This window comes from Gloeocapsa sp. PCC 7428, assembly GCF_000317555.1.
Taxonomy (GTDB): Bacteria; Cyanobacteriota; Cyanobacteriia; order Cyanobacteriales; family Chroococcidiopsidaceae; genus Chroogloeocystis.
Genome location: NC_019745.1, coordinates 3,248,945 through 3,261,527, shown reverse-complemented (window position 1 = coordinate 3,261,527; position 12,583 = coordinate 3,248,945). Strand labels below are relative to the sequence as shown.

Genomic DNA, 12,583 nt, shown 5'->3' with positions numbered 1-12,583 from the left:
CTCGATAAGCTGAAAATTGAAATCCGACAAAAATTCTACCGTCGTGCTGACAAGTCGATTTGGCTAAATCTCACCTGAGGAAGGATAAAGAAAGCAGGGCGACTGTGGGTAAGTGCGCTAAAGAGTCAACAAGTTATGCTGAAAATTATCAATAAATTAAGTTTGGGTACGAGTGCTAGTGTTTTACTAGGATGGAATGCTTCCTTAGCATTTGCCTTACCGCCTCCAGACGATATACCAGAAGAGATTTTACGTACAGAGATTATTACAGAAGCGCGATCGCCAATTGATGGCAAACGACTAAATGCGGCAGAATATGCAGAATTACAAGCGCAATTACAAAATCGTCAAGTGACTCCACCGCTTTCTCCCCAGGTAAGAGAAACTGTGCAACTTTTGCGCCTGCGACGTATTATTCGCACGTTGCTGCCATTTTTGCCAATTTAAATTCCCAAAAATAGTATGCTGTAATCATTATTAATACAGCTTTCTGATGCTGCTACTCGTTCAATTGCAGGTTATTTGGATACAGCAAATGATTGCAAATAAATGTAAAGAATATGTATAAATATGACGTAGAAATAACAAATTTGTTTTAGGTAAGGTATTTTCATGTCTATGACCATCGCCCCAGAACAGGTTGAGCGCATTGTCTGGAATCAGCATGACGATCCGTTTGAAGTGCTTGGTTCTCATCCCATAGAACAAGATGGCAAAACCGTGTGGGTGGTGCGAGCTTATTTACCAAACGCGAGTGCAGCATGGGTGATTCGTCCAGAAGCACGAATTGAACATCAAATGCATCCGGTGCATCATCCCCATTTCTTTGAGTGTACGATCGACGTTTCAGAATTAGCAAACTACCAATTAAAAATCAAAGAAGGCGAACACGAACGGGTAATATACGACCCATATGCTTTTCGTTCGCCAAAGTTAACTGATTTTGATCTGCATTTATTTTCCGAAGGGAACCACCACCGCATTTATGAAAAACTAGGGGCGCATCTGACTGAAGTTGATGGTGTTAAAGGCGTTTATTTTGCGGTTTGGGCACCGAATGCGCGGAATGTGTCAATCCTTGGAGATTTTAATTCCTGGGATGGACGGAAGCATCAAATGCGTAAAGGCGTAACGGGCATTTGGGAATTGTTTATTCCAGAAATCACAGTAGGCGATCGCTACAAATACGAAATTAAAAACTTCGACGGGCACATCTACGAAAAATCCGACCCCTACGGTTTTCAACAAGAAGTTCGCCCCAAAACCGCCTCAATTGTCGCCGATCTTGAGGCTTACGCGTGGAACGATGCAGAATGGATGGAGCAGCGGCGTCATACAGATACCTTAACGCAGCCTATTTCAGTTTACGAAGTTCATTTAGGTTCGTGGTTACACGCTGCCTCGGCAGAACCAGCTAAACTCCCTAATGGAGAAACTGAACCAGTCGTTCCGGTTTCTGAACTCCAACCAGGGGCGCGATTTCTGACTTATCGCGAACTTGCGGCTAAACTAATTCCTTACGTTAAAGACTTGGGCTACACGCACGTTGAACTGCTACCGATCGCGGAACATCCGTTTGATGGTTCGTGGGGTTATCAAGTCACGGGTTATTATGCTTGTACTTCGCGCTATGGCAGCCCTGAAGATTTTATGTACTTCATCGACCAATGCCATCAAAATGGAATTGGTGTGATTGTTGATTGGGTACCAGGTCACTTTCCGAAAGATGGTCATGGTTTAGCATTTTTTGACGGTACGCATCTTTACGAACACGCCGATCCCCGCAAAGGCGAACACAAAGAGTGGGGAACGTTAGTTTTTAACTATAGCCGCCATGAAGTGAGAAACTTTTTAGTCGCCAACGCTTTATTTTGGTTTGATAAGTATCACATCGATGGTATTCGAGTTGATGCAGTTGCGTCGATGCTGTACCTCGATTATTGCCGTAAAGAAGGCGAATGGCTGCCTAACCAGTATGGTGGACGAGAAAATATCGAAGCTGCTGAGTTTCTGCGCCAAACAAATCACGTAATTTTCAGTTACTTTCCTGGCATTCTCTCAATTGCAGAAGAGTCTACCGATTGGCCAATGGTATCTTGGCCGACATACACAGGAGGATTGGGCTTTAATTTAAAGTGGAACATGGGTTGGATGCACGATATGCTGGATTATTTCAGCATGGACCCTTGGTTCCGGCAATTTCATCAAAACAATATCACGTTTAGTATGTGGTATCACCACAGCGAAAACTTCATGCTGGCGCTGTCACACGATGAAGTGGTACACGGCAAGAGCAATATCATTGGTAAAATGCCAGGCGATCGCTGGCAGAAGTTTGCAAGCGTGCGCTGTTTGTTTACGTATATGTTTGCGCATCCTGGCAAGAAAACGCTGTTTATGGGGATGGAGTTTGGACAGTGGAGCGAGTGGAATGTGTGGGGCGATTTGGAGTGGCACTTGTTGCAGTATGAACCGCACCAACAGCTAAAGCGATTCATGAAGGATCTCAACCATCTCTACCGCGCTGAACCAGCTTTATACACGCAAGATTTCGGGCAAGCAGGATTTGAATGGATTGACTGTAGCGACAACCGTCATAGTGTTGTTTCCTTCATTCGTCGTGGAAAAGATCCTGAAGATTTTGTCATTGTGGTTTGTAATTTCACCCCTCAACCGCATTCGCATTATCGAATTGGTGTCCCAGAGTTTGGATTCTATACTGAAATCTTTAACAGTGATGCCCGCGAGTATGGTGGTAGCAATATGGGAAATTTAGGTGGTAAGTGGGCTGAGGAATGGTCTTATCACAATCACTCTTACTCAATTGATCTATGTCTACCACCTTTAGGTGTACTTATTCTAAAACTCGATGGCGAGAAAACGGCGCAAGCGTTGCGTAAGTAATTGCGGTGCATGAATTTAAGCCCACAGGCTAAAGTCTAGGGCTTGATAAACAAAGTGTGCCTGCGCACACTCCAAGCAAAGGTCAGGAATTAGAGGTCGGAGGTTAACGTTAAAAGCTAATTGAGGCAGCGATGAATTTGCAGCTAAAACGCTGTACACCTTCGTGGACTTCAGTGTACGAAGGTACAGTTTGCTTGAGTAGCCCCGATTTCAATCGAAGGGCGTCTGAGATTCATGCAAAAGGTCATTCCGTTAGCCCACCTTGGGTGATTCGCTGCCACATTGGTAGTTGAGTTTCACCACCGCCCTCTATCCGCTCCAACGCTGCCATCATTTCGATCCGAACGTCAAATTCAGCTTCGCACTCGACAGCACGGCGTAAGGCATCAACAGCGCTTTGATCGCCCATTTCATTCAAAAAGCGAGCGGCTCGCCAACGAACTAACTTTGAGGGATCGGCTAAAGCTTGGCACATTGTTGCGATCGCACTGTCATCCCCCAAATCGTTTAATGCATCCCCAGCAGTGCGACGAACAATCGCCGATGAATCTGTCAGAATAACACGACAAAGCGGCTCAATGGCAATTGCCATACTACTCGCACCCAAAAGCGCCGCCGCCCAGCGCCGAATCGTACTCTGTTCGTCATCGAGTAAAGCTACAATTTGAGAAAATGTTTCAGAAGTGACTTCAATTTGTTGCAGCGCCTTGAGTCGCTGTTTCCAGTTCGGATGCTGCAAGTCAGCTAAAAGCTCTTGCTGTAAGGATTGCTGATTTGTTGGCTCAAACTTATGCGAATTAGCAATAGCAGCTGTTTCAATTCGAGCTAACTCATCTTCGTCTATAAGACTGGCAATTTCGTCTGCAACGAGTTGCGCCACTTCATTTGGAGCACCAGCCGGAGACTGATACGGGTTCCAGCTTCGCTCGGCGATATAATTTGCTCCTGTCGCACTAATTACTCGTTGGAGTGCTTGGTTAAATCGTTCTGGTAATGCGACTCGTGCTTGTTGACCATCAGATGCGATCGCGCGGACTTGAACAGGAATACCGCGAAACATTTGAACAGCTACCTCAACATGACCTAACGACGTCTGCTGTAAGTTCGTTGAGTTAGACGCTGTGATATCTTGAGGTTGCGCAACATCAGCGAGTAGCTTGGCATCAGCATCCTTGGCAACTCCAATAATACGCACAGCTTGGGTTAGAATGGGCTGCCAATCCGCATTTCCCTTCCGCGTCAGTGTGATGAAATCCTTAAATAGAAAGACTGACTGAATGTTCTCAATAGTAAGTAACTGTTGCGCCAACACTGGAGTATCTTTCTGATCGACTCCCTGCTGTAGTGTCAGGGCTTTGGTGCTGATGGACTCATTCAAATTGAGCTTGATGCAGCTGGGGCTAGGAGTGGTTTCAATCGAGAGAAGTTGCATAGCTTAATCCTTAAGCTCAAAGCGAACAACCACAGCGTAGTAAGCTTGATTTCAGCAAATGTGGTGTTTGATTTGATCCTAGCTTGCTGCCAGTTAGCTGTACGGTTGCTATATAAGGAAATTTAATAATACCTACTTTAACAATTCGTTTATCTGATAATTGATAAGAGAGTTTACAAGAAGCTTTTGCAAAAATTTTCAGCGATCGCTTTAGTTGAATTTGATATCTAACTTCCTTTCTGATTCTGAGAACGAAAACGTCCTTGAATAAAGTCGCGTTTTTTGAGGTGTTTTGTTTTGCGCCCACTCACGCGTTCGCGCCACATCTTAAAACTAGATTCTTTCATCTCGCGGCGCATTAAGGCAATGACCTGTTTTTCGGTTAGCCCAAATTGCAGGGCGATCGCTTCAAACGGTGTCCGGTCTTCCCATGCCATTTCAATAATACGGTCAATCGTTTCAGAATCTAGATGAGAGATATTCATAACAGTTCGTCAGTTTCCTAGTCTCAGCCGTATAACTTTTTAATGCCAAACTGTTTTAGTTTAACTTTTGTAACAAAGCGTCTAAGTAGCGAATACCGTCAAGCAGAAATCGAGATGACTCTATACACCCCTAATGTTAGCCACTAGGATTGCATTCATCTTCACTATCTGTTTGCATGGCACCAAGAAGGGTTCTTACCGCAACACATCGCCTTGTTCCTTCAATAGGAGTTGTGGAATTGTTACGAGGTTGAGCAACTGTTACTATTAAACCTTTGTCCGGAGTGCCAAAACTAGCATCGCGTGGTAAATTGCCTCTAAAATCAAAGCTAATTGTTTGTGTTGTATTAGCTGCATAAGTCATAGCATTAGTGGCAACGCTGTCACCATTAAGATTAGTTCCTAACAAAATTTGTTGTGGGTTAATTCCTGAATCTTCACCTAATGGTTGCCAATCTGTATTACTGGGTGTTGTTCCTCTAGGATGGATGGCAATTTGAGGAATTTGATTGTTAGTTCTAAAACTGACACTGTAGCTAATTTTTTGCTTTCTAGCTTCTTGCTGCGCGGTTTGTAAAGCACGGAGAATCGATTCGTTTACTGTATTTATCCGTTGACGATTCACAAAACCTAACCAAGAAGGTACGGCGATCGCCGACAAAATTCCGATGACTAAGGTAACAACAATAACTTCGATTAATGTAAAACCAGAATCTAATTGTTCATTTGACATATGTTAATTGTAAAAAAGGTAATAGGTAATTGGTAATGGGTCATATCTAGTTACCAACAAATAGTAAGCTTTACGTATGATTAGTTACGGCTGAGTAATCCGCTGCCTTGAACTTGAACGCTAACACTAGGGCAGTATACAGAAGCGATATCGCACGTTGCATCATTTCTAATTCGTGCGATCGCATTGCCTCTTAAATGAACTTGTGCTGTTGTATTTATTGAGTCTACGCAAGCATAAAACCCACTGGCGATAGCGGGAACTTGTTGCATATTAGCTGGACAATTTTGCTGTTTTGTGCTAGCACTTATATCAATGAAATCAACAAGCGTAGCAACGCTGTTAGTATAGTTTTCGTTAGCTTTTTGCCAGCGATTCATCTTATCTTTGATTGTTAATCCTGGAACTCTTAAATTAAAAAATTGAAACCCGTTATCCGGTGGTTCAATGTAGTTATTAAAATTTCGCGGATCTTTGACGCCATCATTGATTTGAAATCGGGCAATACGAGCCGTGTTAGATTCAGTTGTATTTACGGGATTATTTTCAATTAAATAATACACTACTAACGAGTATACAAAAGTGTCGTCGAGGTTGGTATTAGCTAAACAATCGATTGATTCGCTTGTGCAACGAGATAAAATTTCTGGCTTAAAATCACGCTTCCAAAACACAAGTACGGGAGTACAATTTGTACTAGCATCGCATCCTGTAACAGGTGCTAACGGGGGAATTTGATCTTTAATTCCTGGTTGAGTATGGGTTGAAATATTATTTAAACCATCAGCATCATAAATATAAATTGCCTGCCTTAAATCTTGCGTAATATAATTAATGGTTGATTGTAATTCTTGATCGGTATTAGCTTTGGCTTCCTCTTGTCGCTGGGTTGTTAAAATATTGAGCATAAAGTTCATTAATGGCGTAATGACTAATCCTGCTAGGACAATACCTACTAGCAGTTCGATTAAGGTAAAGCCACCTTTCGATTGCGAGTCAAAACGGTTTGTGTGGATGTACCGAAGCAGTTTGAGTGAGTTCATCATGGCATAGCTATCCTCTTGTTGCCATTCGTATTACTACTACAGTTGACAACCACCGAGGCGATCGCACAAATCTTGCAATCGGGTTTCTGTCGTACTCATTTCGGTAGTAATTTCGATTAATGGGGCTTTGCGATCGCCTAATCCGCCTGTAAAAGTGGCTTGCGTTCGTCTGGTATCAACATCACTTTTAACGAGGGGTAAACTATCGCTAAAAGCATCAGCGCGATAAACTCGCACACCTAATAAATAACCTTTTGTGGCATCGGTAGACGTAGGCGTAACACTGCGAAATGCTTGAACAACAAGATCGCGTACGCTGTTACTGCGACAACCTGCTTCTGCATCAAAGTCAATGCAGTACAAACTTAGATTTGGAGAATTTTGACAGTACGGGTAATCGGGTGTTGTGGGGGTACAATTTGTTAAACCACTTGCAGGTGGAACCGCAGCATTTGTGAAAGTAACGCGCTGCGCGTTGAATTGGCGAGTCACGCTAGTATCGACTTCATTAATTAATACGGTATGATTTGGTGGTGGAATTGTGCCGTTGCGGATACCATCAAGATAAGTTTTTGCGGCTTGGGTTGCGAGTTCGACTCGGCGGGCTTGTACGCGGTTGCCGACAGAAAGTACCATGACAGGTGCGATCGCACTCATCAAAATGCCAACAACGACAATCGCGACTAAAGCATCAACAATGGTGAATCCATCTTGTGAACGAGAAATCATGGCGTGACGTTAGTTTGGGTGTCTTGGTAAGCATTTAACGCGGGACAACTTTGGGGGCGATCGCTTTCATCAACCGCATAGGTATAATTATTGCCAGAACCTTCTGCCGCACATAGCAACGTTTCAATCCAAGGATCGTCGCGATTGACTTCGCGAACAAATTCGTTAGTCGCATTTCCCAACGGTTGCGTAAACTTTTGCGCGAACAAATCTGGTGACTGCGATAAAAGTGCAACATCGAAACTCCATTGTCGGTTTGGTGTCGCGAAGTAGGGTAGTGTACCAACAAATTGACCGTTATTAGTTCTATACTGTGTAAAACCGTAGTCAAAAACGCTCAAACTACCGTCGTTTGCACTAGATTTACTACCTAAGATTGGTGCAAATGGTGCAGTCGCATAAGTACTGCGATCTAGTTGAATAAAACTACCTTTAATATTTAATGTTCTATTTCGCCAATTTTCGAGTAATCGGACAAAGTTTTGTAAACCTGCGGGTTCTTCTCCTGGACGACTGGGGCTATTTCCTGAGACAAAAACAGCATTGACAGTCGTATCATTTTCTGGAGTTTGCAACCATGCATCTTGCAAATCTGCGCTACCGCGATCCAGATTATTTCCCCCAGGAGAACCGTTAGGGCTATGAATTTGTAGAACAGGAATCAATAGAGGTTGTTCATCTGAGGTAATCGCAGTAATTTTACTTCCTTCGGTAAAGTTTTCTCCTTTCTGAGGTAAATCTTGAAATCCGAGTAAACGACCATTAATTTCTACATTTTTTAATACAGGAATACCAACACCATTATTCAAAAAAGTTCCTGCTAAAGAATGACGCTTATCATCAGCAACTTGATTTGTAGTGAGATTTCCATTAATTACCCAAAAAATATTATTAGGACTCACTCCAACTAATTCAATATTAACTCCATGATGGTCTTTACCTCCTGTACCAAACTGCAATTGACCTGTCGTGTTTCTAATAACAAATATTGAATTTTCATTACCTACAAATCTAATTATTGTTGGATTAGTATTATTAGTAGGTATTCTCTCAACCCTTATATCAACGATATTGATAGGGTTACTATCGTTAGCAGTTATAACAGTTTCTCTTGCTTCTTCAAAATCCCCTTGTTGCGCTGCTGGAACAATGTCATCAGTTGTATCAGTATCTGGATTGAGATTTCTTAAATCTTCGTAAACAGTTTGAATTTGGTTTCGGACATCTATTCCACATTCACTTGGAAGTGTTTGTAGTTGTTCTCCACTTTCAAATTCATATTGCTTGGAGTATTTACCTGACGCTGTACAAATTGTATAGCTAGAAAGAGGCTTATTTTCTGGTAAATTCAAACTAATCGTACCAATGTCAGGCGTTGAAGGTGAGATAAGTTGAGTATTTGGTGTATACGCTAAAGGTTGTTCACTTCGATAACTAGGCGCACTATCAGGTTGTGCAGGATCGCTTGTTGTTCTAAACCATAAAGCATTATCTGCTGACTTTGGACGCTTACTGTTATAAGTATTATAAGGAAAGAAATCTACTTCGTCGGCTGAATTAATTCCTAGAGGTATGGGAGTAGAGGTATTTTGAAAATCTGATAATTCTAGCGTCCCCAATTCATTACGTTGAAATGCAATTCGCCGCGCATAACGTCGATCTTCTGGACTGAGTGCAGGTCTAGCAGTTGTTCCTGCCATTAATCTATCAGCTTTTGCGTTTTCAGGTAAACTTGCAGCTTTGACATCTTTGTTACCTTCATATCCGACTACCCAATCGTTAGGCTTGCACTCTGATACCGGAATTTTACGGCAAATTTCCATAACATACTCAGGAAAATTAGTACGCCGCTGTACTGGAGTGACACCATTATTTAAATAAGAATTTCTTCTAGTATCAGTTTGTCTATTAACACTGGTAGCAAAGCTATTATCAACAAATCCATTTCTCTTACGTTGCGTAGTAACCGAATTGCCAATGTGATTATTCAAATCGTAGTCTCCACCACTACGAAAACCATCAATAAAACTATTAGATAATACTGTAACTGCATCAGAAACAACGGTTGCAGGACGCCATTGATCGCCATTATTACCACAGCCTGGCTGTCCTTTTCTACACGCAAAGTTTCTATCAAAATTTGTATTGCGAGTGTAAAAATTAGTCCAATTTGATGTCAATCGTTCTAAAAATTCCTCAGTTGGAGTTCGCGTGAGTGGCTGTTGATGTAAATTAAAGTCACCTCGGATATACAGAGGTAAATTAGTAACAAAAGTTAAGCCTTTTTCTGCTTCTCGGTAATTCTCGTCTCGCGATAAATCGCTACCATTAATTAACCGAATTCCATTTGGACGACGCGTCGAATCGAGGATAAAATCATTAGGACTAAGTAATTTCGTTTCGGTGCTTTGATCGCTTCTATCTGCTAATGCATCATCGCGACTTGCATAGATAATCCCACTATTAGGTAATAGATATTCTTGCGGGTTTCTTTCGTTACCAATTTCTGTTTCTGCAAGTAAACTCAAATCAATATCGGTGACGCGAATTTCTAGCGGTTGGCGCTTTTCTAGTTCTAAGTCGTAGTTACTTGGCGATTTATCTTTATCAATAGCTTTGATTTCTCTAGCATCTAGAAAAGTAGCTTCTTTGATTGCGCCATGCGGCACGATCGGATTGCTAACAGGAGAAAGACTATCATCTAATATTCTAATTGCACAAATTGCCGTATCTATTGCTGAATTATCCGCTAGCGATCGCGTTCGATTGTCATCGATTTTCGCTAAAGCATCGCGTAATGGTTGATTAACAACACGCCCATTCGGAAAAATGAGGCTTGCTTGAAAATTAAGTTGTTCGCGAAATTGATTAACCGCCGCTTCTCGACCGCCGATATCATTATAGGGAGACGGATAAACAACACCATTATTCGATCTGCCATTTGCAGGCTGCGTGCCATCGATAACACCACTGACATCGGGTAAATCTTCTTGATTTCTGGCAGTAATTGCCGTTGTAGGATCGTAGTAGCTACTAATACACGCTGTCGGCGTTCTTTCGATATAGTCTGTGCCGGTGTAACTTGAATCTATGTAATGATAAACTGCGGTAGCGCGCATCTGAAGATCGCCTTTTTTACTTTCTTCCGCATTCCCCGTCATTGGTAGCGCATCAGACCACACAACAATGTTACGATTAGCGTTAAACGAACGCGTTCTAAATAGCGGTGGTTCACTTACACCTTCTTCTAGCTTGGGTTCTGGTAGAAAAGAAGCGGCGCGATCGTAAATTCCTGCACCTGTGATAATCCGTAAACCACCTGCACCTGTTAAGGTTGTAGAAAGTTGCTGTGCAGCTGTATTTTCCCAAAATCCATTCCGTTCAATGATTCTTCGATCGGGAAGCGGTAAGGTTTGAGTTGTGCGGTAACGCGGTTGCGTATTCGGGTTATTCCAGTTGACACCGTTATCAAATAATTGCTTTTCATTAAAGCCTAAAAAGAAGTTCCCTGCCTTTTTCCAAAACATGGGAAGGTTATTACCAACAGCAATGCGATCGCCTACGAAACTTTCTTTTCCTTCTTGCTGCTGTTTTTCTGGTTGTGTCTGCGGTAAGTTATATTGATTCAGCGTTAATTGGGTATTTACTGGTGTTGGTTCGCGCCACGCTAGCGGTGGTTCAATCGTATCAGGAGTGAAGACACTCGTATCTATACTGTTTCCATCAAAATCATATCGTTCTAAAGCAGCACGGCGATCGCTTGTTGCCACTTCCGCATAAGGTACGCGCCGCGTTAGATTTCTCAAATACGTTTCGATTTGTTCGCCTAAAATATCCCACGCATTTAAACTACTCCCACGCTGATTGTTTGTATCTGCGGTCGCGGCTGCAAATCCTGCTTTAACTTCTGGCGGATATTGTCTAACAGCTGCAACACTTTCTACTGTTGGGGGAATTTCATCAATCGTGTTGCGGCGTTCAAAATTTGGGTGGTAAGACAACGCTGTTTGCTTCATTAAAGCAAGGCGATGATTGTAAGCTGCATCGTTATAACTAACTTGCGCCCCACCTGTCGTTGTTGTCGATTTAATGTTGCGATCGAGTGCGGCTTTTATCGGATTATTGCCGAATCCATTGAATAAGTCGATATTTACGGCTGTGCGATCGCCTGTATCTGCTGCGTTACCTAACCCAACATTTCCCCCAACGGTTATTTTGCCGTTTTCTTCGTTGTAAAAGCAAGAGTATGGACTACTAACTTGATAAAACTGTGTCGTTGCGTTATTTTGACTACCAACTAATAAATTACCATTTGTCGCAATTCTGCCATTCAACCGAAATGTCGAATCAGGAGTAATTTCTAAGTCGTTTTGAAACAGCGCCGCATGATTTCTCAACGGTGTGCGACTGCGATCTTGCTGAAATTCTAATGCATAAAAGCTGCGATTTCCGCGATAAGCTTCGTAATTATTATCATTTGGGGGATTCGCAATCGGAACAGTTGCAGTGTAAACAAAGAAACTCTTACTGAGTTTTCCGCCAGATTGATACCATCCAGAGTCACCTAGCGCGCGATCGCTATTACTAAAGACATTTTCACATTCTCTTCCGAGTGCTTCACTTTGCATCGGTGGCGTTCGTGCTTGCAAAGGATTTCGCGCTGCTTCTGTGGTATTACTACGAAAATAAATGCCATATAGCGTATAGCTATCAAATTTACCGTTACTGTCGGTATCAACCGGAAATTTCCAAGCGGTTGTTAAGGTATTATTGGGATTATTGTTGCGAGAACTATTATCCTGCGCAAGCTTCAACCGAGTTTCGTCACCGAGAGTGTAACTGTTGCGGTTCAGGGCGTTTTCGAGTTCGGCATCAGTAGGCGTAACTTGTGGTAAAGTTTGATCGAGCAACAAAGCATCAATTTTTGCTCTAGCGCGATCGAGTGCAGGAGTCGCAGCATTCAATGCAGCTTCACTTACTCTAAGATTACTTGCAGTCCGCGATCGATCGAAGGATCGCACCAAAATCGCAGTTGTCAGCAGCACAATTACCAACGATACCATCGCCACAGTTGGCAAAACGAATCCTGATGTCGAAGAATTCTGCCGCATCACAATCAGACTCCGTAGCAGCCATTGTCTTTGCGGTTGCCCATGCTTTAATTGACTTAGAATGGCATTGCCGTACTTACCAGTTGACATAACTGCTTCCTTGCCACAATCTGAAATATTCTACCGCTGAATTTAAAATCAGG

The 12,583-nt window shown here is 42.5% G+C and carries 8 protein-coding genes; 2 read left to right on the top strand and 6 right to left on the bottom strand.

From position 1 onward, the window contains the following. Positions 1–135: 135 nt before the first annotated feature. On the top strand, positions 136–447 hold the full coding sequence (locus tag GLO7428_RS14305) for a hypothetical protein (RefSeq protein ID WP_015189276.1): 312 nt from the start codon (positions 136–138) through the stop codon (positions 445–447). A gap of 165 nt (positions 448–612) precedes the next feature. Then, positions 613–2,904 carry a 1,4-alpha-glucan branching enzyme gene (glgB, locus tag GLO7428_RS14300; protein WP_015189275.1) on the top strand — a complete coding sequence of 764 codons (2,292 nt, stop codon included), beginning with the start codon at positions 613–615 and terminating at the stop codon, positions 2,902–2,904. Positions 2,905–3,148: 244 nt separating this feature from the next. Here the strand turns inward: glgB and GLO7428_RS14295 are convergent, their stop codons facing one another. The 6 genes from GLO7428_RS14295 to hpsA form a co-directional block, all read right to left on the bottom strand. Further along, complete coding sequence (locus GLO7428_RS14295; protein ID WP_015189273.1) at positions 3,149–4,336, bottom strand: virulence factor; 1,188 nt, start codon at positions 4,334–4,336, stop codon at positions 3,149–3,151. A gap of 227 nt (positions 4,337–4,563) precedes the next feature. Next, positions 4,564–4,821 (bottom strand): TIGR03643 family protein, encoded by a 258-nt coding sequence (locus tag GLO7428_RS14290; RefSeq protein ID WP_015189272.1) that lies wholly within the window; start codon positions 4,819–4,821, stop codon positions 4,564–4,566. A 136-nt stretch (positions 4,822–4,957) separates the two neighbouring features. Beyond that, on the bottom strand, positions 4,958–5,554 hold the full coding sequence (locus tag GLO7428_RS14285) for a Tfp pilus assembly protein FimT/FimU (RefSeq protein ID WP_015189271.1): 597 nt from the start codon (positions 5,552–5,554) through the stop codon (positions 4,958–4,960). Between the two features lie 80 nt (positions 5,555–5,634). Next, the gene (gene hpsC / locus GLO7428_RS14280; RefSeq protein ID WP_015189270.1) at positions 5,635–6,600 is read right to left on the bottom strand and encodes a hormogonium polysaccharide secretion pseudopilin HpsC; all 966 of its coding nucleotides are present in this window, start codon (positions 6,598–6,600) and stop codon (positions 5,635–5,637) included. 36 nt (positions 6,601–6,636) lie between these two features. Then, a complete protein-coding gene (hpsB, locus tag GLO7428_RS14275; RefSeq protein ID WP_015189269.1) occupies positions 6,637–7,329 on the bottom strand; it encodes a hormogonium polysaccharide secretion pseudopilin HpsB in 693 nt (230 codons plus the stop codon). Next, positions 7,326–12,530: a hormogonium polysaccharide biosynthesis protein HpsA gene (gene hpsA, locus GLO7428_RS14270; RefSeq protein WP_015189268.1), complete on the bottom strand. Its 5,205-nt coding sequence runs from the start codon at positions 12,528–12,530 to the stop codon at positions 7,326–7,328. Before hpsA ends, hpsB begins: the two co-directional genes overlap by 4 nt. Positions 12,531–12,583: the final 53 nt, after the last annotated feature.

Coding starts and splice junctions, on each gene's coding strand:
- GLO7428_RS14290 (WP_015189272.1), bottom strand. CDS start 4,821: ATGAATATCTCTCATCTAGATTCTGAAACGATTGACCGTATTATTGAA.
- GLO7428_RS14285 (WP_015189271.1), bottom strand. CDS start 5,554: ATGTCAAATGAACAATTAGATTCTGGTTTTACATTAATCGAAGTTATT.
- GLO7428_RS14295 (WP_015189273.1), bottom strand. CDS start 4,336: ATGCAACTTCTCTCGATTGAAACCACTCCTAGCCCCAGCTGCATCAAG.
- hpsA (WP_015189268.1), bottom strand. CDS start 12,530: ATGTCAACTGGTAAGTACGGCAATGCCATTCTAAGTCAATTAAAGCAT.
- glgB (WP_015189275.1), top strand. CDS start 613: ATGTCTATGACCATCGCCCCAGAACAGGTTGAGCGCATTGTCTGGAAT.
- hpsC (WP_015189270.1), bottom strand. CDS start 6,600: ATGATGAACTCACTCAAACTGCTTCGGTACATCCACACAAACCGTTTT.
- hpsB (WP_015189269.1), bottom strand. CDS start 7,329: ATGATTTCTCGTTCACAAGATGGATTCACCATTGTTGATGCTTTAGTC.
- GLO7428_RS14305 (WP_015189276.1), top strand. CDS start 136: ATGCTGAAAATTATCAATAAATTAAGTTTGGGTACGAGTGCTAGTGTT.